The sequence below is a fragment of the Streptomyces sp. NPDC058664 genome, from assembly GCF_042716635.1.
Taxonomy (GTDB): domain Bacteria; phylum Actinomycetota; class Actinomycetes; order Streptomycetales; family Streptomycetaceae; genus Streptomyces.
In genome coordinates, this window is sequence record NZ_JBHXRW010000007.1 from 25,058 (window position 1) to 50,544 (window position 25,487).

Here is a 25,487-nt window from a genome sequence, read left to right on the forward strand (position 1 = left end):
AAGCCCGACATGAACGCGATCGTCGGCAGCCACGATCTGCTCCTGGTCACCCTCGACACCCTGCGGTACGACGTGGCGGTGGAGCTCGCGGCCGCGGGCCGCATCCCGAACCTGGCCCGTCATCTGCCCGGCGGTCTCTGGGAGCGGCGGCACGCCCCCGGGAGCTTCACGTACGCCTCCCACCAGGCGATCTTCGCGGGCTTCCTGCCGACCCCGGCCGCCCCCGGGCCGCATCCGCGACTGTTCGCGGCCCGGTTCGCGGGCAGCGAGTCGACCGCCGACGGCACCTACGTCCACGACACCCCGGACTTCGTGTCCGCCCTCGCCGGCGAGGGCTACCGGACGGTCTGCGTCGGCGGCGTCGGCTTCTTCAACAAGCAGCCGCCCCTCGGCACGGTGCTGCCCGGCCTGTTCCAGGAGAGCCACTGGGAGCCCGCCTTCGGGGTCGCCTCCCCGGCCTCCTTCGAGTCCCAGGTCGCGCGCGCCGAGGAGGTCGTCGCCGGGCTCCCCCGCGAGCGGCGGCTCTTCCTCTTCGTGAACGTGTCCGCGCTGCACCAGCCCAACTGGTTCCATCTGCCGGGGGCGACCCGCGAGACGGGTGACTCCAGGGCCACCCACGCGGCGGCCCTGGAGTACGTCGACCGGCACATCGGGCGGCTCTTCGCCGCGATGAGCAGCCGCCGCCCGTGCTTCGCGGTCGTCTGCTCCGACCACGGCACGGCGTACGGGGAGGACGGCCACACCGGGCACCGGCTCGGCCACGAGGTCGTATGGACGGTGCCGTACGCGCAGTTCGTCCTCGCCGGCCCGGAGCGGGAGGCCCTGGCATGAGCGCCACCGCCCCCCGTCCGTACCGCAGCTACGTCTACGCGTACCCGCACAAGACGGCGTACCGGCCGCTCCCCGACCCGGCGCCGACCCTGGCCGCGCTCTGGCGGGACGAGCCGAAGGACGCGCTCTCGCTCTACGCCCACATACCGTTCTGCGAGGTCCGCTGCGGCTTCTGCAACCTCTTCACCCGGATCGGCGCCCCCGACGAGCTGGCCTCCCGTTACCTCGACGCCCTCGACCGCCAGGCCACGGCCGTCCGCGAGGCCCTCGGGGACGGGGCGCCGGTGCGGTTCGCGACGGCCGCGTTCGGCGGGGGCACGCCCACCTTCCTCACCGCCGCCGAGCTGGAGCGGCTCTGCGACATCGCCGAGAAGCGGATGGGGGTGGATCTGCGCGCGGTGCCGCTCTCCGTGGAGACCTCGCCGGCGACGGCGACCGCCGACCGGCTCGCGCTCCTCGCCGAGCGGGGCGCGACCCGGCTCAGCATCGGGGTGCAGAGCTTCGTGGAGGCCGAGGCGCGGGCGGCGGTCCGGCCGCAGCGCCGCGCGGACGTGGAGGCCGCGCTCGGCCGGATCCGGGACACCGGCGTGCCCGTGCTGAACATCGACCTGATCTACGGGATCGACGGCCAGACCGAGGAGTCGTGGCGTTCCTCGCTCGACGCGGCCCTCGCCTGGCGTCCGGAGGAGCTGTACCTCTATCCGCTGTACGTCCGCCCGCTCACCGGCCTCGGCCGGATCTCCCCCGCCGACCGGCGGCGGGCCGACCGGGAGTGGGACGAGCAGCGGCTGCGGTTGTACCGGAGCGGCCGGGACCACCTCCTGGCGCACGGCTACGAGCAGGTGTCCATGCGGATGTTCCGCCGGGCGGACGCCGTGCCGCTCGGCGCCGACGACTACGCCTGCCAGACGGACGGGATGATCGGCCTGGGCTGCGGGGCCCGCTCGTACACCTCGGCCCTCCACTACTCCTTCGACTACGCGGTCGACATGCGGGAGATCCGCTCGATCATCGACGCCTACACGGAGACCGCGGACTTCTCGCGCGCCGAGGTGGGCCGGTGGGTCGACGCCGGGGAGGCCCGCCGCCGTCATCTGCTCCAGTCGCTGCTCCAGGCCGGGGGCATGCCGGTCGCGGGGTACGAGGAGCGGTTCGGTTCCTCGCCGTTCGCGGACTTCCCGGCGGAGCTCGGTCGTTTCGAGGCCCTCGGCTGGCTGGACGGGGACGCCCCGGCGGGGCTCCTGAGACTGTCGCCCGAGGGGCTCGCGCACTCGGACGGTCTCGGCCCGGAGCTCTTCTCCCCCTCGGTGCGGGCCGCGATGGCCGCGTACGAGCCGAAGTAGGGGCGGGCATGGACCTGACGCCGTCTCCGGGCACGGACCGGACGGGCACGGACCCGGCGGGCATGGATCTGACGCTGCTCTACCGGGGGCCGCTCTCCTCCTGCGACTTCGACTGCCCGTACTGTCCCTTCGCCAAGCGCCGGGACAGCCGTGAGCAGTTGCGGGCGGACCGGGCCGCGCTCGAGCGGTTCACCGGGTGGGCCGCCGGGCAGACCGGCGACCGGCTGCGGATCCTCTTCACGCCGTGGGGCGAGGGCCTGGTGCGCTCCTGGTACCGGCGGGCGCTTGTCGAGCTGTCCCGGCTTCCGCAGGTCGAGCGGGTGGCGATCCAGACCAATCTGAGCTGCCGGACCGACTGGCTGGCGGAGGCCGACCCGGAGAGCGTGGCGCTGTGGTGCACGTACCACCCCGGGCAGACGCCGCCCGAGCGCTTCCTCGCCAAGTGCGGGGAGCTGGCCGGGCGGGGCGTCCGGTTCAGTGTCGGCGTGGTCGGTCTGCCGGAGCACGCGGAGCACGCCCGCCGGCTGCGGGCCGCGCTCCCGCCGCACGTCTACCTCTGGGTGAACGCGGCCGAGGGGCACACGTACACCGACGCGGAGGCCGAGGAGTGGACGCGGATCGACCCGCTCTTCCCCTACAGCCGCCATCCGCACCGCTCGGCGGGGCTGCCCTGCCGGACCGGGGAGTCGGTGATCTCGGTGGACGGCGAGGGGACGGTACGGCGCTGCCACTTCGTCAAGGCCGAACTCGGGAACCTGTACGACGGTTCGTACCGCGCCGCCCTGCGTCCCAGGGCCTGCCCGCTCGCCGTCTGCGACTGTCACATCGGCTACGTCCATCTGGAGACGCTGCCGCTGTACGACGTGTTCGCCGGCGGGGTCCTGGAGCGGATCCCCGTCGGCGGCCCGTCCACACCCGGCGGACTCAGAGGGGCATGAGGTCGGGGCGCTTGGCCTCGACGTGGTCCCCGGAGCTCTCGCCGCGCAGCCGGCGCCCGATCCAGGGCACCAGGTACTCCCTCGCCCACTGGATGTCGTCGCGGCGCACCTCGAGGGTGCCGCGCGGGGGTACCGGCGGCCACGCCTGGTCGGGGTCGGCGGGTACCGGCAGGCCGAGGACCTGGGCGGCGCGCAGGGCGACCCGGGTGTGTCCCTCGGGCGAGAGGTGCAGCCGGTCGCCGTCCCAGGCGCGCCGGTCCTGCACCGACCTGAGGGACCACAGGTCGAGGACCGGGCAGTCGTAGCGGTCCGCGATGGCCCGGACGTGGGCGGTGTAGGTGGCGATCTTGCCGCGCAGGTGCCTGAGCACGGGCACGTCACGGGTGTCGAAGCCGGTGGTCACCATGACGGTGCCGACGGCGGAGGTCAGTTCGGCGACGGCGCGCTCGAAGCGCTCGGCCACGTCGTCGGGGTCCGAGCCGGGGCGGATGATGTCGTTGCCGCCGGCGCAGAAGGTCACCAGGTCGGGGGCGAGTTCCTTCGCCCGGGGGACCTGTTCCGCCACGATCTGGTCGAGGAGGCGCCCGCGTACGGCCAGGTTGGCGTAGCGGAAGGCGTCGTGCTCCGGCAGCTGGTCGGCGAGCAGGACCGCGAAGCGGTCCGCCCAGCCGACGTACGTCCCGTCGGGCCCGGGGTCTCCGACGCCCTCGGTGAAGCTGTCACCGATCGCCGCGTACGACCCGAATGCGTTCTTGTCTCTTGATCTCGAATCGTCTGCCACGGGAGCACATCCTTCCCTTTCGGGTGTGACCTACGCGACCGTAAGGAGGGGTTGACGCCGGGTGACATATGCCACCGATAAAGAATTTGCCAAGCCGGAATAGAGCGGGGAACGCGCGCGGCCCGGCACAGGAGTGCCGGGCCGCGCGGGAGTTGACGTGCGTCAGATGGAGACGCCGTGCTGGCGCAGGTAGCCCAGCGGGTCGATGTCGGAGCCGTAGCTCGGCGAGGTGCGGATCTCGAAGTGGAGGTGCGGGCCGGTCGAGTTGCCGGTGGAGCCGGAGAGACCGATCTGCTGACCGCCGCCGACCGTCTGGCCGGAGGAGACGGAGAGGGAGGAGAGGTGGGCGTACTGGGAGTAGTTGCCGTCGGCGTGCTGGATGACGACCTCGTTGCCGTAGGCGCCGCTCCAGCCGGCCGAGACGACCGTGCCGGCGCCGACGGCGCGGACGGTGGTGCCGGAGGAGGCGATGAAGTCGGCACCGGTGTGGTAGCCGGAGGACCACATGGAGCCGGAGGCGCGGTACGGGGTGGAGACGCCGCCGTCGACCGGTGCGACCCAGCCGGACGCGGAGGTCGAGGCGCCGGAGCTGGAGGAGCCCGTGGACTGCGCGGAGGAGGACGAGGACGAGGAGTCCGTGGACTGCGCGGCGGCGGCCGGGGCGGCGGGGCGCTCGCCGCCGCGGGAGGCGCGCGGGGTGTCACCGTTCTTCGCGGAGGACCCGGCGGAGCTCTTCTGGGCCTTCGGGGCGGCGGCCTTGGGCGCGGCGCTCTTCGGGGCGGCGCTCTTCGGGGCGGCGGCCGCAGCGGTGCTCTTGGCTCCGAGCGTGAGCTTCATGCCCGGCAGGATGAGCGAGGGGTCCTCGCCGACGACCTGGCGGTTGTCGGCGTACAGCTTCTGCCAGCCGCCCGCGAGGTCGTGCTCGGAGGCGATCTTCGACAGGTAGTCACCCCGCACGACGGAGTACGTCTTCGGCGCGGCCTTCGCGGCGGGCGCGGCCGGGGCGGCGGCGGGGGCCTTCACCTGGGCGGCGGCGACGGTGGCGGGGGCCGCGGCCGGGGCGGCCTGCGTGGCGGCGTGGGCGCCGGTGGCTCCGAGGAGCGGGAGGGCGACGACGGCGCCTCCGGTACCGGCGGCGGCGATCGAGCGGGTGAGGCGGCTGGACTTGGTACGGCGGTGCTTACCCTTCGCGGGCATGGCGAATTCCTCTCCGGCGCCTGCGAGGTGAGCTGTCGGGTTCGGACTGGAGATGTCCGGCCGCGCTCTCACGCGGCTTCACCCCGAGCCGTCCTGCGTCGCGGGACCGGCGTACTTCCTGGGTCCCCCGCTCCTGCCACGCATGGGTGAGTGGGAATTCCGGACGGTGGCAGGATTCGGCGGTCCGACCGGATTGACGGTGACGCTAGACGAGGGGGTCGGCACGGACAAGCCGCTGATTTCCACCGGCTTTCCCCGCTCTGTCTTCCGCCGGGAATTCCGGTCACCCTCCGTGGATGACGGACCTTCGATTTCCCTTTTGCGTACGGCAATTGCTTCCGGCCGTCGGCCACGATCCGTCACTTCTATGACCCTGCTCACGCACCGGATCCCATCTCACCCGTAAACAGGGCGCGTTATACGCAAGGCCCCAATACGGACAGATCGCCCATTCCTGCTCCCGGGGGGTGCGCCGCCACCGTCCCGCCTGGATGATTGCCCCTGGAACCCATTCCGCGTCGGGCACCCCGAACGTCGACCACCAGGAGCATCCGTGACGCAGCAGCTGCCGCAGGTCCCGCCCACCGAACTGAACGAACCCGAGCTGGTCGAGGTCCGCAACTTCCGGGACGTGGGCGGCCTGCCGACGACGGACGGGCGCGCCGTGCGCCCCGGCCGCCTCTTCCGCAGCGGTCACCTCGCCCACGCGACCGGGACGGACGTCGCCTTCCTCGACTCGCTGGGGCTGCACACCGTCTTCGACTTCCGGAACCTGGCCGACCGGAAGGTCGAGGGTCCGGACGTCGAGCTGCCCGGCGTGCGGAACGTGAACATACCCCTCAACGATCCGGCGGACGGCAAGGAGTTCTGGAAGCTGGTCCGCGACGGCGACATCGAGCAGCTGCGGGAGATCCTCGGCGACGGCAAGGCCGCCGCCCGCATGTCCGACTCGTACCGGAAGATGGTGATCGAGCGGACCGCGGAGCACAGCCGGATCCTGCACTCCCTGGCCGAGGACAGCCTGCCCGCCCTGATGCACTGCGCGGCCGGCAAGGACCGCGCCGGGCTCTCCATCGCGATCACCCTGCTCGCCGTCGGGGTCGAGCGCGCGGCGATCGAGGCCGACTACGTGCTGTCGAACGAGCCGCACCGCCGCTACAAGGTGCGCCGCGGCTCCACCGCTCCGGACGCCATGTCGCCCGAGGTGATGGAGCTGCTGAGCCCGCTGTTCGACGCGCGGGTGGAGTACCTGCGGGACGCCTTCGAGACGATCGAGGCGACCTGGGGCTCGGTGGACGGCTACCTCGCGGACGGCCTGAAGCTGACCGCGGAGACCCGGGAGCGCCTGCGGGAGCGGCTGCTCACCGAGGCGTAGCCGACGGCCCGGCCCGGAACTCCCCTACTGGTTCTGCCCGCCGAGCATGAAGAGCAGGTAGAGGAAACCGGCGAAGAGGTGGCCGGCGATCAGGTAGGCGAACAGGCGGAGGACCAGCCCCTTGGGGAACTTGCCCTCCCCGCGCTCCTCGCCGGTCACCGGTCGCGACTTCCTTGACATGTCGGGCATATCGGTCCTTTCGGAGGGATGAAGAGCCGCGGGGATCAGCGCCGGTGCGGGGTCCCGTCACCGAGGCACAGCTCGGCCGCGGGACTCTGCATCAGGGTGTGGACGAACAGCAGCTCCGCCCCGCCGGGGGTGGCGGCGCCGATCCGGTGCGGGGTGAGCGAGTCGAGGTGCGCGCTGTCCCCGGGGTCGAGGACATGGACGGCCTCGCCGAGCGCGAGCCGCACCCGGCCCTCCAGGACGTGGATCCACTCCTCCCCGGGGTGGACGCGCACGATGTCGGCCCGGGTGGCGTACGGCACGTGGACCCGCAGGCACTGCAGGGCGCGCCCGGCGCCGCCCGCCTGGCGGTAGATCCATCCGTCGGCCTCGACCGGTTCGGAGCGGCCGGCCCGGACGACGGGGTCACGCTCGGGCGGCGCCTCGCCGAGGAGCTCGGAGACCGTCGTACCGTAGATACGGGCGAGGGCGAGCAGCATCGGCAGCGAGGGTTGTCTGTTCCCGGTCTCCAGGCGCGAGAGGTGGGCCGGCGAGAGGCCGGCCCGCTGGGCGGCGGTCTCCAGGGTGAGCCCCCGGCGGCGGCGCAGGGCCCGCAGCTGCGGGGCGACGTCCGGCAGGGCACCCGGAGACGGGGAGGCGGGGCCGGGGTCGGCGGGAGCCGGCGAGGCAGGGTCCGGGAAGGTCTCCCCGGGGACGTGGTCCATGCGTCCATTCCGCCAGCTTCGTGCCTCTGAGGCAAGTTTCTTGCCTCAGAGGCAAAAGTCGGAGGGTGTGGGCGTCAGCGCTGCGCGACCGCCTGCTTGACCAGTGTCCTCCCGAAGTCCCACATCAGCCCGCCGCCCCCGTGGGCCTCGTCCATGACCGCCGTGAAGGCGGTGACGAACCGGTCCACGTCCGCCTCGTCGATGACCAGCGGCGGGATCAGCTTGATCACCTCCAGATGGTCGCCGGAGACCTGGGTGAGGATCCGGTGCCGCTGGAGCAGCGGGACCACGACCATCTGGGCGAAGAGGCCCTTGCGGGCCGCCTGGAGCATCGTCCAGCGCCCGCGGAGGCCGAGCGAGGAGGGCCGGCCGAACTCGATCCCGATCATCAGCCCGCGCCCGCGGATCTCGTGAAGGAGTTCGTACCGGGGCACGAGCTCCTTCAGGCGGCCGGAGAGCAGGTCGCCGATGCGGCGGGCGTGCGCGACCGTCCCCTCGTTCTCCATGACCGAGAGGACGGCGAGTCCGGCGGTCATGGCCTGGGCGTTCGATCCGAAGCTCGCCGAGTGGACGAGCACCCGGTCCATCGACGAGTAGACCTTCTTGAAGATCCAGTCCTTGCCGAGGGTGGCGCCGACCGGCACATAGCCGCCGGAGAGCGCCTTGGCGACGCAGACCAGGTCCGGTTCGACACCCTCCTCGTGCTGGTACGCGTAGAAGTCGCCGGTCCTGCCGAGGCCGGTCTGCACCTCGTCCGCGATCAGCAGGGCGCCGTGCCGGTGCAGCAGCTCCTGGGCGGCGCGCAGGAAGCCCGGCGGGGCCTCGTGGACGCCCTTGCCCTGGATGGGTTCGACGACGAAGGCGGCCACGTCGCCCCGGAGCAGCTCCCGCTCCAGGGCGTCGAGGTCGCCGAGCCCGATCGCCGTGTCGGGCAGGAGCGGGGCGAAGCCGTCCCGGAAGCCCTTCTCCCCGTTGACGGAGAGGGATCCGGTGGTCAGGCCGTGGAAGGCGTGGGAGCAGTAGAGGACCCTGGGCCGCCCGGTGGCGTACCGGGCGAACTTCAGGGCGGTCTCCACGGCCTCCGTGCCGCTGTTGCCGAAGAAGACCCGGTCGAGGTGCGGGCTGTGGGTGAGGAGCCGCTCGGCGAGGAGTCCGGGCAGTGGCTGGCAGTCGAAGCGGGTGAGGTCGGCGAGCTGGGCGTCCAGGACGTCGTGGAGGGCCTTGCGGACGACGGGGTGGTGCCGTCCGAGGCCCATCACGCCGAAGCCGGCGAGCATGTCGAGGTGGTCGACGCCGTCGGCGTCCCAGAAGTGGGCGCCCTCGGCCCGCTCGTACACCTTGTCGAAGCCGATGGTGTGGAGCATGCGCGGCAGCTGGTGGTTGAGGTACCTGGCGTGCAGCTCGTACCGCTCGCCGCCGCGCTCGGCGAGCAGCGCCCGCACGTCGAACTCACCCTTCATGAGGCAGTCACCCGTTCCATGAGGCACTCACCCGTTGTTCCCGGAGACGGTCTCCCTGATCGCGCGCAGGGACTCCTTGAGGGAGCCCATGGTGGCGAGGACGGCGGTGGGCTCGTACCCGCAGTGCGCCATGCAGTTGGCGCAGCGCGGGTCCTTGCCGCGGCCGTACTTGTCCCAGTCGGTGTCCTCGATGAGTTCGCGGTACGTGGGGACGTATCCGTCGCTCATCAGATAGCAGGGGCGCTGCCAGCCGAAGAGCGAGTAGTTCGGAATGGCCCAGGCGGTGCACGGGAAATCCGCCTTTCCTTCCAGGAAGTCCAGGAAGAGCGGCGAGTGGTTGAGCCGCCAGCGGCGTCTGTTCCCGCCGGCGAAGGCCTTCTTGAAGAGTTCGCGGGTCTGCTCGACGCCGAGGAAGTGCTCCTGGTCGGGGGCCTTCTCGTACGCGTAGGCGGGCGAGATCATCATCTCGTCGACCTGGAGGTCGTCGTTGAGGTAATTGAGGACCTCGATGATCGTCTGCGGGGTGTCGGTGTTGAAGAAGGTCGAATTGGTGGTGACGCGGAAACCGCGCCGCTTGGCCTCCTTGATGGCGGCCACCGCCTCGTCGAACACGCCTTCCTTGGCGACGGACTCGTCGTGCCGCTCCCGCAGGCCGTCGATGTGCACGGCGAAGGCGAAGTACGGGGAGGGGGTGAAGTTCTCCAGCTTCTTGCGGAGCAGCATGGCATTGGTGCAGAGGAAGACGTACTTCCTCTTGGCGACCAACTGACGGACGATCTCGTCGATCTGAGGGTGCATCAGTGGCTCGCCGCCGGCGATGGACACCATGGGAGCGCCGGACTCCAGGACCGCGCCGACCGCCTGGGCGACCGGCATGCGCTGCTTGAGGACACCCGCCGGGTGCTGGATCTTTCCGCAGCCCTCGCACTTGAGGTTGCAGGCGAAGAGCGGTTCGAGCTCGACGATCAGCGGGAACTTGTCCCGCTTGCGGAGCTTCTGTTCGAAGAGGTAGGTCCCGACCCTGATGGACTGACGCAGCGGCATGGCCATAACTCGCTCACCTCCTGGGGAGCAGAAAAGAACGGTGCCATTCGAAGAAAGCGGGAAGGACGGCACGAAGAACGCGGAAGGCCGATATTCCCCCGCGTACCGTGGCGATCCGCACCAGTTCATGTTCTGGAGCGTCCACGACCACTCGGACGGCCGCAACCGGGCGGGCGTCCGGCCCCACGCCGACGCCCGCGAAGGCTCCCCGGGCCGTCCGGAGCGTCGCGGCGGACTCCATGTCGACGGCGATCGCCCCGGTGGCCCGCAGGGCGCCCCGCTCGGGGCCGCGCACCACGTGGTCGGAGCCGGTCAGCGGCCCGGTGTGCACGGCCCGCCCAGGAACCGCCCTGACCAGGGCCTTCACCAGGAGCTCGGTCCCGGTGCAGGGGGTCGTGCCGTCGGGACCCCGGGTCTCGTCGGCGACGACCAGGTCCCCCGGGTGCATGCCGGGGGCGAGCCCCGCGCAGAAGCCCGAGGCGATGACGGCGGCGTCCCGCCACCGCTCCTCGCCGAGTGCCCGGGAGACCGCCCGGCGGGCCCGGTCCGGTCCCATGCCCGTACGGAGCACGGTCACGGGACCGGGGGCGCCGGCGCGGTCCCCGCTGCGCAGGGCGAGCTGCTCGATGCCGAGCGCGCAGGCGACGAGCAGCGGCGGCGGGGCGCCGGGACCCGGCTCGCGCCCCATCAGCGCTTCCTGCCGGGCGCGGGCTCCCCGTACACGTAGCGTCCGAGCGCCGTGAGGGGGAAGACCTGGCGGTAGAGGTGGTAGTTGATGGAGAAGTCCCAGGGGAAGCCGGTGCCGGTGAAGTACGGCTCGTCCCAGGAGCCGTCCTCGCGCTGGGTCGCGGCGAGCCAGGCCACGCCCCGCCGTACCGGCTCCGAGTCGCGCTCGCCCGCGGAGAGGAGGGCGATCAGCGCCCACGCGGTCTGGGAGGCGGTGGAGGCGCCGCGGCCGATCCACGTCGGGTCCGTGTAGGAGCGGAGGTCCTCGCCCCAGCCGCCGTCCTCGTTCTGCGTGCTGCCGAGCCAGTCGACGGCCCGGCGGATCGCGGGATGGGAGACGGGAAGCCCGGCGGCGGTGAGCGCGGGGAGCACCGAGCCTGTGCCGTACACGTGGTTGACGCCCCAGCGGCCGAACCAGGCGCCGTTCGGCTCCTGGTGGGCGAGCAGCCACTCGACGCCCCTGCGGGTACGCGGGTCCTGGGCGAGGCCCTCGTACGCCAGCATCTCCACGACGTGGGCGGTGACGTCGGCGGAGGGCGGGTCGATCACCTCGCCGAAGTCGCAGAACGGCAGCTTGTTGGGGAAGACACTGGTGTTGTCGGCGTCGAAGGCGCCCCAGCCCCCGCCCCGCGACTGCATGCCGAACGTCCAGCGGGCGCCCCGGGCGACGGCCGCCTCCACCCGCGCGGGCTCGGGGTGGCTGACCCTGCGCAGGGCGAGCACCACCTCGGCGGTGTCGTCGATGTCGGGGTAGTTGTCGTTGTGGAACTCGAACGCCCAGCCGCCCGGCGGCAGTCCGGGCCGCCGCACCGCCCAGTCCCCGGCCTTGGTGATCTCCTCGTCGAGCATCCAGTCGACGGCCTTCACCAGGGCCGGGTGGTCCGGCGGGAGCCCCGCGTCGGCGAGCGCGATCGTGGCGAGGCAGGTGTCCCAGACCGGCGACTGGCAGGCCTCGACCATCCGCGAGCCGTCCTCGCGCCACACGGCGAACCGGTCGAGCGACTCCAGACCGGCGCGCATGACGGGGTGCTGGAGGTCGTAGCCGAGGAGGTGGAGGGCGATGACCGAGTACACGGCCGGGGGCTGGATGCCGCCCCAGCAGCCGTCGTTCTCCTGGCGCTCGACGATCCAGCGCGCGGCGAGGTTCATGGCGGTCCTGCGCAGGGTGCGCGGCGCCACCCGGTGGTAGACGTGCAGCGCCTTGTCGAGCCGCTGGAAGATCCCGTCCCAGCCGGTCGCCGGGGCCAGGGGCCGGGGCGGGTTCGGCAGGGCCGGGTCGGTGTGCAGCTCGTCGAGCGGGAAGGGCGCGGGGCGGACCGGGCGCTTCGCGGAGACGACGGTGAGCGGCACGATCGTCTGCCGGGCCCAGCAGCCGAAGTCGTAGATGTTGAGCGGGAACCACTTGGGCAGGAAGAGCAGCTCCGGGGGCAGCTCGGGCAGGTCCTCCCAGCGCCACCAGCCGAAGAGGGCGAGCCAGATCCGGGTGAAGACCCGGGCGGCGGCGATGCCTCCCCCGGCGCGGACCCAGGCGGCGGCGCGGGCCATGTGCGGGGCCTCGGGCGGGTCTCCGGCGAGGCGGAGGGCCACATAGGCCTCGACGGTGGCGGAGACCTCGCCGGGTCCGCCGTAGAAGGTGGCCCAGGCGCCGTCCTCGCGCTGTTCGCGGCGGATGTGGAGGGCGGCGGCGCGGAGGGTGTCGGCGTCGAGGATGCCCAGGAACTGGCGGAGGAGGAGGTCCTCGGCGTCCATGGTGACGTTGGTCTCCAGGTCGCCCTTCCACCAGCCCTCGGGGTCCTGCCGGGCGAGGAGGTGCTCGACGGCCCGCTCCGCGGCCCGGGCGGCGGCCTTGTCGAGGTCCGACGCGGGGGCGTCGGTGTCGTGCGTCGTGCTGGCCGCGGCTGCCAGGGGGCCCACGGCCCCGGCGCTTCCGTCGGTCGTCGCTGTCATGGCTTCCCCTTTGTGCAGTCGGTTTCTTCTGCTGCTGCGGGTCTGCCGTCGGCCGGCGCCGGATGGCACCGGCCGGCGACCGCGAACTCATATCAGGGTGATGGCGATCATCTCTTCCGTACGACCACGAAGTCGGCCAGCGCGGTGAGCTGCGCCCGTACGCGGGCGGGCATGTCCACCTCGTGCAGGGCCTCGATCGCGACGGCGTGCTGACGGCGGGCCTCCTGGGAGGTCCACTCGCGTCCCCCGGCCTCCTCGATGAGGGCGGCCCGGATGGCGAACTCCTCCTCGGAGAAGCTGGCGAAGTCGTGGGACTTGGCGTCCGCGGCCAGCAGTTCGCCGAGCCGCTCGGAGGCCTCGCCGCCGGCGGCGAGGGCGGCGACGACCGGCAGGGACTTCTTCCGCTGCCGCAGGTCGCTCCAGGTCTGCTTGCCGGTGGCCTCCGGGTCGCCCCAGATGCCGAGCAGGTCGTCCACCGCCTGGAAGGCGAGTCCCAGGTGGTAGCCGTACTCCTCCAGCTTGTCGGCGGTGCGGTCGTCGGCTCCGCCGAGGACGGCGCCGATGGAGACGGCGCAGGCGAGCAGGGCGCCCGTCTTGTTGCCCTCCATCTCCAGGCACTCCTCGACGGTGACCCGCTCGCGGTGCTCGTACGAGATGTCCTGGGCCTGCCCGTCGATGAGCTTGCGGGAGGCCGTGGTGAGCCGGCGGGTGGCCCGGCCCGCCTCGACGGTGCCGAGTTCCAGGAGCAGCTCGTTGGCGAGGGCGAACAGGGCGTCGCCGACGAGGATGGCCTGCGCGGGTCCGTGCACCTTCCACACGGTGTCGCGGTGGCGGCGCTGCTCGTCCCCGTCCATCAGGTCGTCGTGCAGCAGCGAGAAGTTGTGGACGAGCTCCACGGCGACGGCGCCGGGGACGCCGACCTCGGGAGCGACGCCCGCCGCCTCGGCGGACAGCAGGGCGAGCGCGGGCCGGACGGCCTTGCCGCTGTCCCCCTCGGTGGGATTGCCCGAGGCGTCGATCCAGCCGAAGTGGTAGGCGGCCACGGTGTCCATGGGCGGCGCGAGGCGGTCGACGGCCGCCCGCAGTACGGGGGTGGACAGGGTCCGCCCCCGCTCCAGCAGTGCGGACACGTCCGCGGTGTCGACGGCCGGATTACCCGGCGGCGCAGTCGGCACGGTCTCTCCTCTTGTTCCGGTACTCACACTCATACCGCCTCCTGCAGCGGATGGTCATGGCGGCGGCCGAGGGCGGAGAGCGCGGCGCCCGCCGCGCTGAATCCGCTGCGGACGGCGCCCTCCATGGTCGCGGGCCAGCCGGTGGCGGTCCAGGCACCGGCCAGGTAGAGCCCCGGGGCCCGGGTGCGGGCGCCGGGCCGGAGCCGGCCGACGCCCGGGGTGGGGGCGAACGTGGCCGTCCGCTCCCTGGTGACGAAGAAGTCGCGGATCCCGGCGCCCCGGGCGGCGGGCAGCAGCCGCTCCAGTTCGGGGAGGTACTTCTCGCGCAGGGCGGCGACGGGTTCGTCGATCTCGTCCTGGGCGGCGGACTGGGAGACGGCGAGGTACTGGCCGCCGCCGGTGAGCCCCGAGGAGTCGGTGCGGTCGAAGACCCACTGCACCGGGGAGCCGAGCGTGGTGAAGAAGGGCCGCCTCAGCACCTTGCGGTCGTAGACGACGTGCAGGTTGAGGATGGGGGCGCCTCCGATGTCGAGGAGCCGGTCGGGGTCGTCGAGGGCGCCCTCGGGCAGCAGGCCGTGGGTCTCCCGCTGCGGTACGGCGAGGACGACGGCGTCCGCCGTGACCGTCTCGCCGGGTACGTCGACGGCCCAGCGTCCTTCGTCCGTACGGGAGATCCGCTCGGCCTTGGTGCGGAGGAGGGTGCGGACGCCGAGTGCGTCGAGCTCCTTCGCGGCGCGGGTGTCGTGGAGTTCGCCGAGCGGGACGTGGGCCCAGCCGATGTCGGCGGCGCCGGGTTCGGAGAGGAGACCGGTCTTGAAGACCATCGCGGCCAGTCCCATGGAGGCCTGCGGGGCGGGGGCGTTGAGGGTGGGGATGCCGACCAGGTCCCAGAGGGCCTCGACGGTCCGCGGGGACTGTCCGTGCCGGCCGAGCCAGGTGCCGAAGTCGATGCCGTCGAGCGCGGGGTCGGCGGGGTCGAGCTTCCTCAGGGCGAGCGCGGCCCGGCCGACGGAGGCGCGCTCGGCGAGGGAGAGGTGCGGGTAGCCGGCGAGGCTGCGCGCGAGGTGCAGCGGCACGGGGAGGTTGTCACGGCGGATCCGGCCGAGCCGGGGTCCGCGCGGGTGCGCGACGTCGAGGACGGGGACGTCGAGGCGGTCCTGGAGGGGGGCGAGCCGGGCGGCGTCGATCCGGTCGAGGAACCAGCGGTACGCGGTGCAGCAGCGCAGGTAGACGTGCTGGCCGTTGTCGACGGTGAGGTCGCCCCGGCGGAAGGAGAAGACGAGGCCGCCGAGCCGGGGCCGGCCTTCGAGGAGGGTGACGCCGACTCCGGCGCCGGCGAGCTGGAGCGCGGCGGTGATCCCGGCGAGCCCGCCGCCGACGACGACGGCGTGGGGCTGCCGGGTGCGCTGCTCGGTTCCGTCGTGGGTCACACGGTCTCCGTCCGGGTCGTCACGGGCAGGGACGCCGGGAGGGTGGCCGGGGTTGCCCGGTGGGCGGCGGCGTACGGGCGCATCAGGCACCCCCCCTGACGGCGCGGCGGGCGATGTGGCGGGTGTCGAGGCCGGAGAGGCCGCGCACGGCGACGTACGCCTTCTCGCGGCCGGGCAGCGAGACGCGGCCGCGCAGCACGGCCCCGGGGTCGCGCTCGATCCGGTCGAGGAGGCGGCGGTAGATGCCGGCCATGGCGGCGACGCAGGCGCCGCTGCGCCGGTCGAGCATGGGAAGGAGCCGGTAGCCCTCGGCGAACAGGGCGCGGGCGCGCCGCACTTCGAAGTGGACGAGGCCCTCGAAGTCGGCGCCGGCGGGCGGGGTGTCGCCGCGGAAGCCGTCGCCGCAGCCGAACTTGGCGAGGTCGTCGGCGGGCAGGTAGGTCCGTCCGTTGCCCGCGTCCTCGCGTACGTCCCTGAGGATGTTGGTGAGTTGGAGCGCGAGGCCCAGGGTGTCGGCGTACTCGGGGGCGCGGTCGGCGCCCCGGGCGCCGGGCTGGGTGCCGAAGACGCCGAGGGAGAGCCGGCCGATCGCCCCGGCGACACAGCGGCAGTAGACCTTGAGGTCGTCCCAGGTCTCGAAGGCCGCGCCGTGCACGTCCATGAGGACGCCGTCGATGAGTTCGTCGAGGCCGTCGAGCGGGATCGGGAAGCGGCGGGCCGAGTCGGCGAGGGCGACGGCCACCGGGTCGGTGTCGTCCTCGTCGACCTCGCCGGCGCGGACCCGGTCGAGCAGGTCGCGGGTGGCCTCCAGGCGTTCCCGCTTCACCTCGGGTGCGAGCGTGCCGTCGCCGATGTCGTCGACGCGCCGGGAGAAGGCGTAGAGCGCGGACATGGCCTGGCGCTTCTCGGTCGGCAGCAGCCGGATCCCGTAGGCGAAGTTGCGTGCCTGCTGTCCGGTGACCGCCTCGCAGTAGCTGTAGGCGGCCTGTACCGGTGCGGACGGCTGGGGCTGTGCCTCCACGGTCGCGCTCACCCCTCTCTCCGCGCCCGGAGCAGTACCGCTCCCGCCTGGCGCATCAGGCTCGGCTTGGTGGACTTCGGTGCGCCGGACAGTACGTCGTATCCGGCGTCGGTGATCGCGTCGAGCGCCGCGAGTCCCCCGGCGGTGAAGCCCGCGAGGAGGAGGCGGAGCCGTCCGCGGACGCTGCCGACGAGGGGCATGCCCGCGTGGAGCAGTTCACGGGCCCGCTCGGCCTCGAAGGCGATCAGGGCGCGCACGGAGGCTCCCGCGGTGGGGTGCGCGAGGTCGGCCTCGGTGACGCGGAACCGCTCGAGGTCCTCGGCGGGCAGGTAGATCCGGTCGCGGCCGAGGTCCTCGGCGACGTCCTGGAGGTGCTCGACGATCTGGAGGGCGGTGCAGATCTCGTCGGAGCGCCTGATCCGCTCGGGGGTGTCGGTGCCGGTGATCGCGAGGACGAGCCGGCCGACGGGGTTGGCGGAGAGTTCGCAGTACGCGAGGAGGTCGTCGTACGTCTCGTAGCGGCCGACCTGCTGGTCCTGGCGGTTCGCGGCGATGAGGCCGAGGAAGGGCTCGGGGGTGAGCCCGCACCGTCGGACGGTCGGCTGGAGGTCGCGAAGAAGGGGGTGGCGCGGGCTGCCGTCGAAGACGCGGCGGAGGTCGGCCTCGAAGGCGTCGAGGAAGGCGAGCCGGTCCCCGGCGATCTCGGGGTCGAGGCCGAGGTGGATGGCGTCGGCGCCGCCGGGGGCGAGGTCGCCGTCGCCGATGTCGTCGACGAGGCGGGCGAAGCCGTAGACGGCCATCAGGTCGTCGCGCCAGGCCCGGGGCAGGAAGAAGGGGGCCACGGGGAAGTTCTCGTCCGCGGCCTTGCCGAGTGTGGCGCGCGAGGAGGCGTCGGTGCGCGCCTGCCGGGTGTCCGTCACAGGTCACTGCCCGACGGAGGGACGGCGACACCCTCGTGGAGCTGGAGATTCTGCGTCATGGCCGTCACGTCTCCCGTTCTACACTGCCGATCCAATCCATCCTATTTCGGACACGCCGCCGACCCCTGCCCGTGGAGCCGCCGCCCGGGGCCCGATGGTCGTGGAGTATCGCCCTACTTGCCGCGAAACAGACCGGTCCAGCTTACGTTGTACGACGGCCGTCGCCATTCCGGGGTGGCGGCACCCGGGAAGCTCACCCGTACGGGTCGTCAACCCGCCCCAGTCGCAAGGGAGTTCGCCACCGCTCGTGGTTCAGGCGGCGCGCGCGCCGGAGACCACCATGGCGAGGGTCGCCTCGACGGCGACGTTCCTGCCTTGCGCGGAGAGGCGGCGAAGAGGCCCGTCGACCAGGAGGAGTGACAGTCCGTGCACGGCCGACCACGCTGCTGCACCGGTGGCGGGGCGCGCGCCGGGCCGGGCGGCGCCGCACCGGGCGAGCGCTTCGAGCGCCTCCCTGAGCAGGGTGTACGCGCGGACCTCGGGCTCGGCGGGCCGCCGTTCCGAGGCCGGTCCGTCCGCCTCGGCCGGGCGGGGGACGCAGAACGCGGCCCGGTAGAGGCCGGGCTGCTCGACGGCGAAGCCGACGTACCCCCGGCAGAGGGCGGCGACCCGGCGTTCGGCCGCGAGGGCGGGGTCGTCGGCGCCGGGCTCGCGGGCCGCGGCCCGCTCCATGGAGTCGGCGAGCTCCCGGCGGGCGTGGGCCTTGACGGTGCGGAGGAGTTCGCCGCGTCCGTCGAAGTGCCGGTAGGCGGCGGTGGGCGAGACGCCGACCCGGCGGGCCGCCTCGCGCAGGACGACCCGTTCGGGGCCACCCTCGGTGGCGAGGTCGACGGCCGCGCAGATCAGCGCGTTGCGCAGATCGCCGTGGTGGTAGGTCTTTCCCCCCGAGATCGCTGCCATGGGCTCATCCTGCCCGATGTTGACCGCATGAACATTCCAGGTGGCGGGAGGAGGCACGAAAAACGGAACCGCCCCCACCGGTGAGTGGGGGCGGTGCGGGGCGCGAGGTCAGCGGGCGGTCTCGCGCTCGTAGGCCTTGAGGACCTCGTCCGTGGGGCCGTCCATCAGGAGCTGCCCCTTCTCCAGCCAGAGCACCCGGTCGCAGGTGTCCCGGATGGACTTGTTGCTGTGGCTCACCAGGAAGACCGTGCCGGCCTCCTTGCGGAGCTCGCGGATGCGCTCCTCCGAGCGGATCTGGAACTTGCGGTCACCGGTCGCCAGCGCCTCGTCGATGAGGAGGACGTCGTGGTTCTTGGCCGCCGCGATGGCGAAGCGGAGCCGGGCGCCCATGCCGGAGGAGTACGTGCGCATGGGCAGGCTGATGAAGTCGCCCTTCTCGTTGATGCCGGAGAAGTCGACGATCCCCTCGTACCGCTCGCGGATCTCCTCGCGGCTCATGCCCATGGCGAGGCCGCCCAGGATCACGTTGCGCTCACCGGTGAGGTCGTTCATGAGGGCCGCGTTGACGCCCAGGAGCGAGGGCTGCCCGTCGGTGTAGACCTTGCCGCTCTCGGTGGGCAGCAGACCGGCGACGGCGCGCAGCAGCGTCGACTTGCCGGAGCCGTTGGAGCCGATGAGGCCGATGGCCTCGCCCCGGTAGGCGGTGAAGGTGACGCCGCGGACGGCGTGGACCTTGCGGACGCCCCGGGAGACCTCGGCCTTGCCGCGGCCGACGATCCGGCTGAGCGCCGCCGTGGCGCTGCCCTTGCCCCCGCCGCCGGTGTTGACCCGGTAGACGATGTGGACGTCGTCGCAGATGACGGTGGGGACGTTGCCCTCGTTGGTGTCAGCCACGGCCGTACCTCTCCTCGGCCTTCCAGAAGTAGACGAATCCGCCGATGCCGACGACGAGCGCCCAGGCGAGGGCGGTCAGCCAGACGTGGTCCGGCAGGTTGCTCGCGCTGTAGCCGTCGATGAGCGCGAAGCGGATCAGGTCCATGTAGACCGCCGCCGGGTTGTACATGAGGATGTCGGCGATCCAGGCCGGCTTGTCGGCGAGCATCACCGGGATCGAGAACATCACGCCGGAGGCGTACATCCAGGTCCGCATGATGAACGGCATCAGCTGGGCGAGGTCGGGCGTCTTGGAGCCCATCCTCGCCACGATCATGGCGAGGCCCACGTTGAACACGAAGTGCAGGAACAGCGCCGGGACCACGAGCAGCCAGCGGAGCGCGGGGTAGCTGCCGAAGGAGACGACGATCGCCACGAGGACGATCATCGAGTACAGCAGCTGCTGGAGCTGCTGGAGGGAGAAGGAGATCGGCAGGCTGGCCCGCGGGAAGTGCAGGGCCCGGACCAGGCCGAGGTTCCCCGAGATCGCCCGGACGCCGGCCATGACCGAGCTCTGGGTGAAGGTGAACACGAAGATGCCGGTGACCAGGAAGGGGATGTAGACCTCCTTGGACATCCCCTGCCCCGCGCCCAGGATCAGTCCGAAGATCAGGTAGTAGACCAGGGCGTTGAGCAGCGGGGTCGCCACCTGCCACACCTGGCCCAGCTTGGCCTGGCTGTACTGGGCGGTCAGCTTGGCGGAGGAGAAGGCCAGGATGAAGTGGCGGCGGCTCCACAGCTCACGGACGTACTCGAACAGTCCGGGCCGGGCGCCGCTGACCGAGAGGCCGTACTTCGCGGCCAGCGCGGCCGGGGCCAGGCCCTCGTCGACGGACGGGGGCGCGCTCGTCGCGACCGCCCCGCCCTGGTGTGTGTCACTCACAGTCGAAACTTTCGTGTTCAAGATGCGCGGCACGTCGGTACCACGATGTCAGACGACCGGGGGGCGACCCAGCCGGGTCAGCCGCCACACCGTACGCCACCTCATGGGGCGGCGCGGTCCGCAGGGGGTCCTCCAGCCCTGGCGGAAACCGCCGCACCACGCCTTCAGCGCGGAGAGCGAGGGCCGCCGGGCCAGCGTGAGCAGGAGCCAGACGCCGAGATAGACCGGCACCAGGGGCGCGGGCAGATTGCGACGTGCCAGCCACACTCGGTTGCGGGCCACGTTGAAGTGGTACGAGGCGTGCCGGGACGGGGCTGTGGTGGGGTGCAACAGCACCATGTCGGAACGGTAGTCGATCATCCAGTCGGCGTCGAGCGCGCGCCAGGCGAGGTCGGTCTCCTCGTGCGCGTAGAAGAACTCGCCCGGCAGACCGCCGACTTCGGCGAAGACCTTGGTGCGGACCGCGTTGGCGCCGCCGAGGAAGGTGGTCACCCGCGAGGAGCGCAGCGGGTCGGCCGAGCGCAGCCGCGGCACGTGCCGGCGCTGGGTGGCCCCGGTCTCGGGGTCGGCGATCCGGAAGCTGATGATGCCGAGGCGCGGATCGGCGGTGAAGGCCTGCCGGACCAGTTCGACGGTGTCCGGGTGGGCGAGCCGCCCGTCGTCGTCGAGGAACAGCAGGACGTCGACGTCGGTGCCGCCGGGGCCGAAGGCCTCGATGCCGACGTTCCGGCCGGCGGGGATGCCGACGTTCTCCGGCAGGTCGACGGTCCGCACCCAGTCGGGCACCCCGGTGACCGGGGTGCCCTGTCCGACGACGACGACCTCGACCCGGTCGCCGTCCTGCCCGGCGACCGAGTCGATCAGCGCGCGCAGGTCGTCGGGGCGGTCACCCATCGTGATGACGACGGCTCCCACCCTGAGCGGCGCGCCCGCGGACTGCCTCACTTCAGCCTGCTGGAGACCATGATCGAGACCAGGTGCAGCACGGTCTGGAGCAGCGCGATGCCGGCGAGGACGGCGACACCGAGCCGAGTGAAGAACAGGTCGCCGCGGGCCTGGTCCGCGATCGCGAGGACCACGATCAGGAGCGAGGCCTCGATGCCGAGGACGAGCCGGTGGAACTTGAGCGCCGCGGCGGCCCTGCGGGCGAGGGCCATGCCGGAGGAGCGCGGCTCGGACGCCGCCTCCTTGACCGGCGGCAGACCGCCCTGGTGACGGGCGACACCGACGAGGTCGGTCTCGGCCTTGATCAGGATGGCGCCGAGCGCGGCGAGCGTGCCGAGAAAGGCCCACAGCCAGTCGATCCGGCCCGTGCCCCACAGGTCGGCGGCGCGCAGGCCGAAGCCGACGAGCACGGCCGCGTCGCACAGGTAGGCGCCGACCCGGTCCAGGTACACCCCGGCCAGCGAGAACTGCTTCTTCCAGCGGGCCACCTCGCCGTCGACGCAGTCGAGCAGCAGGTAGAGCTGGACCATGAGCGCGCCGAGCAGCGCCCCCGGAATCCCCGGCACCAGCAGGGCCGGGGCCGCGAGGACGCCCGCGAGGGTCATGACGTACGTGAGCTGGTTCGGCGTGATCCTGGTGCCGACGAGCTGCCGGGTGATCCTGAGCGAGATCTCCCGCATGTACAGGCGGCCACCCCAGTGCTCGCCGCTCCGCCGGTCCTTCACACCCGGCGGGTGGACGACCGGTCGGAGCTCAGCTACCGATGGCTTTTGCATAGTCGGCGTACGCGTCCCTGATCTCGTCGTCGGACAGGTCGAGGTGTTCGAGGATGGTGAAGCGGCCCGGCCGGGTCTGCGGGGCGAAGGACACCGCCCGCACGAACTCGTCCACGGTGAAGCCCATCTCCTCGGGGAGGACGGGCAGCCCGTGCCGGCGCAGGGTCTCGACCATCTGCGCGGAGCCCTCGTGGGCGCCGCGCAGGTGCATGGCGAAGGCCGCTCCGAGTCCGCACTGCTCGCCGTGGCTGGCGGCGCGGGTCGGGAAGAGCAGGTCGAAGGCGTGGCTGATCTCGTGGCAGGCGCCCGAGGAGGGACGGCTGTCCCCGCTGATCGACATGGCGATGCCGGACATCACCAGGCCCTCGGAGAGGGAGACGAGGAAGTCGTCGTCGCCCACTCCGCCGGGGTGCCGGAGCACGGCCTCGCCGGCGCTGCGGGCCATGGCGGCCGCGAGGCCGTCGACGGGCTCCCCCGTCACCTCGTGGGAGAGCTCCCAGTCCGCGATGGCGGAGAGGTTGGAGATGGCGTCGCCGATGCCGGAGCGGACGAAGCGGACCGGCGCCTCCCTGATCACGTCCAGGTCGATGACGAGGGCGATCGGGGTGGGCACCCCGTAGGAGCCGCGCCCGTTGTCGTTGTCCAGGGTCGAGATCGGGGAGCAGATCCCGTCGTGCGACAGGTTGGTGGCGATGGCCACCAGCGGCAGCCCGACCCGGGCCGCCGCGTACTTGGTCACGTCGATGATCTTGCCGCCGCCGAGGGCGACCACGGCGTCGTACCGCTTGCCGCGCATGGCGTCGGCGAGCTTCACGGCCTCGTCGATGGTGCCGCCCGAGACCGGGTACCAGTCAGCACCCGGCAGCTCGGCGGCGAACTGGTCACGCAGCTTGAGGCCCGAGCCGCCGCTGATGGCGACGGCGATCTTGCCGTTGCTGGAGATCCGCTGGTCCGCCAGGAGCGCGGACAGGTCGTCCAGCGCTCCCCGGCGGATGTCGACGACGACCGGCGAGGGGATCAGCCGAGTCAGTACTGGCACGCGATCTCACGGCCCTTCGCGAGGTCGTCGTGGTTGTCGATCTCGACCCACTTGACGTCGCCGATGGGGGCCACGTCGACGGTGAAGCCGCGGTTGACGAGCTCCTGGTAGCCGTCCTCGTAGTACAGGTCGGGGTCGCGCTCGAAGGTGGCCTTGAGGGCGTCGGCGAGCTCCTCCGCGGCCTCGGCCTCGATGAGGGTGACACCGATGTACTCGCCGGTGGCGGTGGCCGGGTCCATGAGCTTGGTGATGCGCTGGACGCCCTTGCCCTCGGCGGTGATGACCTTCATCTCCTCGTCGGCGAGGTGCTTCACCGCGTCGAGGGCGAGGATGATCTTCTTGCCGTCGCCGCGGGCGGCGAGCAGGGTCTTCTCGACGGAGACCGGGTGGACGGTGTCGCCGTTGGCGAGGATCACACCGCGCTTGAGGACCTCACGGGCGCACCACAGGGAGTAGGCGTTGTTCCACTCCTCGGCCTTGTCGTTGTCGACGAGGGTGATCTCGAGGCCGTACTTCGCCTCCAGGGCCTCCTTGCGGTCGTAGACGGCCTCCTTGCGGTAGCCGACGACGATCGCGACCTCGGTGAGGCCGATCTCGGCGAAGTTCTTCAGCGTCCCGTCGAGAATCGTGGTCTCACCGTCGACGGGCACGAGGGCCTTCGGAAGGGTGTCGGTGTAGGGGCGCAGACGCCGTCCGGCACCGGCTGCCAGTACGAGACCGATCATGCTGTTTCTCCTTCGTCGTGAACGGCGGGTGCTCCGGCGGAGACCCAGAAGCGGATGGACTCCACGAGCACCACGAGGGCGACGGCCGCCGCCAGGGCGGTCAGGGCCAGGGTGAAGTCGTCGCCGCGGTCCGCCAGCAGGGCGGCGAGGACGGCCACCAGGAGCGTGCGCCCCTCGTGTCCGCCGGTGACGCGCACCAGCCACGCGGGCGGCGCGCCGGTGCCGCCGCGGATGCGGTACACCGTGTCGTAGTGATGGTAGGCGACCGCCGCGACCAGCCCGAACGCCGCGGGGAGCGCCTGCGGGGAGTCGGAGCGGGCGGCGAGCACGAGGACGGTGGTGTACTCGGCGGCGCGGAAGAGCGGGGGTACGAGCCAGTCGAGGGCGCCCTTGAGGGGGCGGGCGACGGCCGCGCCGGCGAGCACCACGTACAGGACCGCGATGACGACGGTCTGCCGGTCCCCGAAGGGGCGGGCGAGGACGGTGGTGAGCAGTGCGCCGGTCGCGATCGCCGCGAGGACGACCCCGGGGCCGAGCAGGCGGGTCCGGGCGAGGGCACGGGCGACGACGCCGGCCAGCGGACCCGAGTCCGCGAGGTCCGCGAGGGCCTGGGCCGCCCGGTCGGTGCGCTTCGCCTTGCGGGTCAGGGAGCGCAGGACGCGGCCCGCCGTGGTGTAGCAGGCGCCGAAGGCGCAGCCGATGATCAGCGCCCAGAAGACGATCCGGTGAGTGGTGACGGCGGTGAGGACGGCGATCATCGCCCAGCGCTCGCCGATCGGCAGGATGATCATGCGGCGGGCCCAGACGGTCCAGCCGAGGCTGTCGAGCCGGTCGGAGAGGGCCGCGGTGGGGCTGGTGTTGGCGGTGGCGTCGTGGTTGGCCTCGTTGAACGAGAAGTCCACGACGTGCCGGCAGGTCATGAGGACCATCGCGCCGAGCGCCAGGGCCCAGACGTCGTCGCCGTTCCTGGCGGCGCCGAGGGCGAGGCCCGCGTAGAAGGCGTACTCCTTGGCGCGGTCGAAGGTGGCGTCGAGCCAGGCGCCCATCGTCGAGTACTTCAGCGCGTAGCGGGCGAGCTGCCCGTCGGTGCAGTCCAGGACGAAGGAGACGAGCAGGAGGACGCCGGCGGCGACGTAGCCGCCGCGCTCGCCGGTCGCCGCGCAGCCGGCCGCGATCAGGGCGGTGAGCAGCGAGGCGGTGGTGACCTGGTTGGGGGTCAGTCCGCGGCGCGCGCACCAGCGGGCGATGTAGCGCGAGTACGGGCTGATGAAGAAGGTGGTGAAGAAGCCGTCGTGGGCCTTGACCGCCGAGCGGAGACGTACGGCCTCGTCGTCGACCGCGTCGACGGCGGCGCGCGCCTCGTGGCGGGCCTCCGGGTCGGCGGGCACGGTGGCGACGAGGGTGCCGAGCTGGGGCCGGTGCACCGGGACGCCGTCGGCGTCGAGGGCGTCGGCGAGCGCGCCGGTGAGGTCGTCGGTGGCGGGGGCGGCCTCGAGCGCGCGGGTGAGCGCGGGGCGGGCCTCGTGCTGTGCGGTGAGGGCGCCGGGGGCGGCCGCGACCGGGAACCGGGGGTCGGTGAGCGCGAGGCGCAGCGCGTGCAGGTGGCCGACGAACCGGGGGTCGACGAGCGCGACGCGCTCGCCCGCCGGGACGGCGGCCAGCAGCGCTCCGGCCTCGTCGGCGTCCGAGGCTGCCTTGACGTCGAAGCCGAGCGACCGCAGATCTCCGTCGAGCGAGGATCCGGGTGCCGGCGGGCCGGTGAGGATGGCGGTCGACAGACGAACTCACTCCTTGGAGCTGACGGAGGGGCCGGCGGGGCCCTTGGCGGCCCCGGGCGCGGCGGTGCGGCCCGGCACGGGGCGGCGACACGTCGGCTGAGGCTATCGGATGAACAGAAGCGCGAGTTCACCGAGGCTTCGCGGGCAGGACTCCCCCGGGCCCACCCGCGTCCTCGTGGGTGCGCCTCGCCCGGCGGGGATCGTCACGGGCGATCGGCGGCCCGCCCCGCGAACCACGGTCGGGCCCGCCCCGAGGAGGCTGGAGGGCGACTTCTCGCCATGGCCGGTGATCCTGGCATCACCGCAGGTCAGAGCATATGACAACGGTGTTCAGTACCGTGTTGCGCATACCCCCCACCCGTAGTTGACT

24 protein-coding genes and 1 riboswitch are annotated in these 25,487 nt (G+C 72.4%); of the genes, 4 read left to right on the forward strand and 20 right to left on the reverse strand.

Annotated elements, in window-relative coordinates:
* The first annotated feature begins 9 nt into the window (after positions 1–9).
* The 3 genes from ACFWUY_RS08020 to ACFWUY_RS08030 all read left to right on the forward strand — a co-directional run bounded on the left by ACFWUY_RS08020 (position 10) and on the right by ACFWUY_RS08030 (position 3,112).
* Positions 10–831, forward strand: coding sequence for an STM4013/SEN3800 family hydrolase (locus tag ACFWUY_RS08020; protein WP_384103987.1), 822 nt, complete (start codon positions 10–12; stop codon positions 829–831).
* Positions 828–2,174: an STM4012 family radical SAM protein gene (locus ACFWUY_RS08025; RefSeq protein ID WP_384103418.1), complete on the forward strand. Its 1,347-nt coding sequence runs from the start codon at positions 828–830 to the stop codon at positions 2,172–2,174. The genes ACFWUY_RS08020 and ACFWUY_RS08025 overlap by 4 nt, the downstream gene beginning before the upstream one ends.
* A gap of 62 nt (positions 2,175–2,236) precedes the next feature.
* Entirely contained in the window at positions 2,237–3,112 is an 876-nt protein-coding gene (locus ACFWUY_RS08030) for an STM4011 family radical SAM protein (protein WP_384103989.1), read from the forward strand.
* Here the strand turns inward: ACFWUY_RS08030 and ACFWUY_RS08035 are convergent.
* Positions 3,099–3,893 carry an SGNH/GDSL hydrolase family protein gene (locus ACFWUY_RS08035; RefSeq protein ID WP_384103424.1) on the reverse strand — a complete coding sequence of 265 codons (795 nt, stop codon included), beginning with the start codon at positions 3,891–3,893 and terminating at the stop codon, positions 3,099–3,101. The genes ACFWUY_RS08030 and ACFWUY_RS08035 overlap by 14 nt on opposite strands.
* A gap of 162 nt (positions 3,894–4,055) precedes the next feature.
* Positions 4,056–5,090: a peptidoglycan DD-metalloendopeptidase family protein gene (locus ACFWUY_RS08040; RefSeq protein WP_384103427.1), complete on the reverse strand. Its 1,035-nt coding sequence runs from the start codon at positions 5,088–5,090 to the stop codon at positions 4,056–4,058.
* A gap of 4 nt (positions 5,091–5,094) precedes the next feature.
* A riboswitch (cyclic di-AMP (ydaO/yuaA leader) is annotated at positions 5,095–5,249 on the reverse strand.
* A 394-nt stretch (positions 5,250–5,643) separates the two neighbouring features.
* Here ACFWUY_RS08040 and ACFWUY_RS08045 point away from each other — a divergent pair.
* A complete protein-coding gene (locus tag ACFWUY_RS08045; RefSeq protein WP_384103431.1) occupies positions 5,644–6,465 on the forward strand; it encodes a tyrosine-protein phosphatase in 822 nt (273 codons plus the stop codon).
* 24 nt (positions 6,466–6,489) lie between these two features.
* Here ACFWUY_RS08045 and ACFWUY_RS08050 read toward each other — a convergent pair whose 3' ends face one another.
* The 18 genes from ACFWUY_RS08050 to ACFWUY_RS08135 form a co-directional block, all read right to left on the reverse strand.
* The gene (locus ACFWUY_RS08050) at positions 6,490–6,645 is read right to left on the reverse strand and encodes a DUF6126 family protein (RefSeq protein WP_384103434.1); all 156 of its coding nucleotides are present in this window, start codon (positions 6,643–6,645) and stop codon (positions 6,490–6,492) included.
* 44 nt (positions 6,646–6,689) lie between these two features.
* Positions 6,690–7,355, reverse strand: coding sequence for a helix-turn-helix domain-containing protein (locus tag ACFWUY_RS08055; protein ID WP_384103437.1), 666 nt, complete (start codon positions 7,353–7,355; stop codon positions 6,690–6,692).
* Positions 7,356–7,429: 74 nt separating this feature from the next.
* Positions 7,430–8,815, reverse strand: a complete 1,386-nt coding sequence (locus ACFWUY_RS08060; protein WP_384103441.1) for an aspartate aminotransferase family protein — start codon at positions 8,813–8,815, stop codon at positions 7,430–7,432.
* A gap of 27 nt (positions 8,816–8,842) precedes the next feature.
* Positions 8,843–9,865: an adenosyl-hopene transferase HpnH gene (gene hpnH / locus ACFWUY_RS08065; protein WP_384103444.1), complete on the reverse strand. Its 1,023-nt coding sequence runs from the start codon at positions 9,863–9,865 to the stop codon at positions 8,843–8,845.
* Between the two features lie 7 nt (positions 9,866–9,872).
* The gene (locus ACFWUY_RS08070; RefSeq protein ID WP_384103447.1) at positions 9,873–10,547 is read right to left on the reverse strand and encodes a 1-hydroxy-2-methyl-2-butenyl 4-diphosphate reductase; all 675 of its coding nucleotides are present in this window, start codon (positions 10,545–10,547) and stop codon (positions 9,873–9,875) included.
* The gene (shc, locus tag ACFWUY_RS08075) at positions 10,547–12,532 is read right to left on the reverse strand and encodes a squalene--hopene cyclase (protein ID WP_384103452.1); all 1,986 of its coding nucleotides are present in this window, start codon (positions 12,530–12,532) and stop codon (positions 10,547–10,549) included. The genes ACFWUY_RS08070 and shc overlap by 1 nt, the downstream gene beginning before the upstream one ends.
* A gap of 107 nt (positions 12,533–12,639) precedes the next feature.
* Positions 12,640–13,740: a polyprenyl synthetase family protein gene (locus ACFWUY_RS08080; protein ID WP_384103456.1), complete on the reverse strand. Its 1,101-nt coding sequence runs from the start codon at positions 13,738–13,740 to the stop codon at positions 12,640–12,642.
* Positions 13,737–15,137 (reverse strand): hydroxysqualene dehydroxylase HpnE, encoded by a 1,401-nt coding sequence (gene hpnE, locus ACFWUY_RS08085; RefSeq protein ID WP_384103459.1) that lies wholly within the window; start codon positions 15,135–15,137, stop codon positions 13,737–13,739. The genes ACFWUY_RS08080 and hpnE overlap by 4 nt, the downstream gene beginning before the upstream one ends.
* An 82-nt stretch (positions 15,138–15,219) precedes the next feature.
* Positions 15,220–16,170 (reverse strand): presqualene diphosphate synthase HpnD, encoded by a 951-nt coding sequence (hpnD, locus tag ACFWUY_RS08090; RefSeq protein WP_384103462.1) that lies wholly within the window; start codon positions 16,168–16,170, stop codon positions 15,220–15,222.
* Positions 16,167–17,078 (reverse strand): squalene synthase HpnC, encoded by a 912-nt coding sequence (gene hpnC, locus ACFWUY_RS08095; protein WP_384103465.1) that lies wholly within the window; start codon positions 17,076–17,078, stop codon positions 16,167–16,169. Before hpnC ends, hpnD begins: the two co-directional genes overlap by 4 nt.
* A 312-nt stretch (positions 17,079–17,390) precedes the next feature.
* Complete coding sequence (locus ACFWUY_RS08100) at positions 17,391–18,038, reverse strand: TetR/AcrR family transcriptional regulator (protein ID WP_384103467.1); 648 nt, start codon at positions 18,036–18,038, stop codon at positions 17,391–17,393.
* A gap of 108 nt (positions 18,039–18,146) precedes the next feature.
* Positions 18,147–18,932 (reverse strand): ABC transporter ATP-binding protein, encoded by a 786-nt coding sequence (locus tag ACFWUY_RS08105; RefSeq protein ID WP_384103470.1) that lies wholly within the window; start codon positions 18,930–18,932, stop codon positions 18,147–18,149.
* Positions 18,925–19,854, reverse strand: a complete 930-nt coding sequence (locus ACFWUY_RS08110; protein WP_384103473.1) for an ABC transporter permease — start codon at positions 19,852–19,854, stop codon at positions 18,925–18,927. The genes ACFWUY_RS08105 and ACFWUY_RS08110 overlap by 8 nt, the downstream gene beginning before the upstream one ends.
* Positions 19,855–19,902: 48 nt before the next feature.
* Positions 19,903–20,748 carry a glycosyltransferase family 2 protein gene (locus ACFWUY_RS08115; RefSeq protein WP_384103991.1) on the reverse strand — a complete coding sequence of 282 codons (846 nt, stop codon included), beginning with the start codon at positions 20,746–20,748 and terminating at the stop codon, positions 19,903–19,905.
* Between the two features lie 47 nt (positions 20,749–20,795).
* Entirely contained in the window at positions 20,796–21,575 is a 780-nt protein-coding gene (locus ACFWUY_RS08120; protein WP_384103476.1) for a CDP-alcohol phosphatidyltransferase family protein, read from the reverse strand.
* Complete coding sequence (locus ACFWUY_RS08125) at positions 21,553–22,614, reverse strand: iron-containing alcohol dehydrogenase family protein (RefSeq protein WP_384103479.1); 1,062 nt, start codon at positions 22,612–22,614, stop codon at positions 21,553–21,555. Before ACFWUY_RS08125 ends, ACFWUY_RS08120 begins: the two co-directional genes overlap by 23 nt.
* The gene (locus ACFWUY_RS08130; protein WP_384103481.1) at positions 22,602–23,339 is read right to left on the reverse strand and encodes a sugar phosphate nucleotidyltransferase; all 738 of its coding nucleotides are present in this window, start codon (positions 23,337–23,339) and stop codon (positions 22,602–22,604) included. The genes ACFWUY_RS08125 and ACFWUY_RS08130 overlap by 13 nt, the downstream gene beginning before the upstream one ends.
* On the reverse strand, positions 23,336–25,117 hold the full coding sequence (locus ACFWUY_RS08135) for a DUF5941 domain-containing protein (RefSeq protein WP_384103994.1): 1,782 nt from the start codon (positions 25,115–25,117) through the stop codon (positions 23,336–23,338). Before ACFWUY_RS08135 ends, ACFWUY_RS08130 begins: the two co-directional genes overlap by 4 nt.
* Positions 25,118–25,487: the final 370 nt, after the last annotated feature.

Coding starts and splice junctions, on each gene's coding strand:
- ACFWUY_RS08100 (WP_384103467.1), bottom strand. CDS start 18,038: ATGGCAGCGATCTCGGGGGGAAAGACCTACCACCACGGCGATCTGCGC.
- ACFWUY_RS08070 (WP_384103447.1), bottom strand. CDS start 10,547: ATGGGGCGCGAGCCGGGTCCCGGCGCCCCGCCGCCGCTGCTCGTCGCC.
- ACFWUY_RS08080 (WP_384103456.1), bottom strand. CDS start 13,740: ATGAGTGTGAGTACCGGAACAAGAGGAGAGACCGTGCCGACTGCGCCG.
- ACFWUY_RS08050 (WP_384103434.1), bottom strand. CDS start 6,645: ATGTCAAGGAAGTCGCGACCGGTGACCGGCGAGGAGCGCGGGGAGGGC.
- shc (WP_384103452.1), bottom strand. CDS start 12,532: ATGACAGCGACGACCGACGGAAGCGCCGGGGCCGTGGGCCCCCTGGCA.
- ACFWUY_RS08120 (WP_384103476.1), bottom strand. CDS start 21,575: ATGCAAAAGCCATCGGTAGCTGAGCTCCGACCGGTCGTCCACCCGCCG.
- ACFWUY_RS08055 (WP_384103437.1), bottom strand. CDS start 7,355: ATGGACCACGTCCCCGGGGAGACCTTCCCGGACCCTGCCTCGCCGGCT.
- ACFWUY_RS08130 (WP_384103481.1), bottom strand. CDS start 23,339: ATGATCGGTCTCGTACTGGCAGCCGGTGCCGGACGGCGTCTGCGCCCC.
- ACFWUY_RS08040 (WP_384103427.1), bottom strand. CDS start 5,090: ATGCCCGCGAAGGGTAAGCACCGCCGTACCAAGTCCAGCCGCCTCACC.
- ACFWUY_RS08025 (WP_384103418.1), top strand. CDS start 828: ATGAGCGCCACCGCCCCCCGTCCGTACCGCAGCTACGTCTACGCGTAC.
- ACFWUY_RS08115 (WP_384103991.1), bottom strand. CDS start 20,748: ATGGGTGACCGCCCCGACGACCTGCGCGCGCTGATCGACTCGGTCGCC.
- ACFWUY_RS08060 (WP_384103441.1), bottom strand. CDS start 8,815: ATGAAGGGTGAGTTCGACGTGCGGGCGCTGCTCGCCGAGCGCGGCGGC.
- ACFWUY_RS08020 (WP_384103987.1), top strand. CDS start 10: ATGAACGCGATCGTCGGCAGCCACGATCTGCTCCTGGTCACCCTCGAC.
- hpnH (WP_384103444.1), bottom strand. CDS start 9,865: ATGGCCATGCCGCTGCGTCAGTCCATCAGGGTCGGGACCTACCTCTTC.
- ACFWUY_RS08030 (WP_384103989.1), top strand. CDS start 2,237: ATGGATCTGACGCTGCTCTACCGGGGGCCGCTCTCCTCCTGCGACTTC.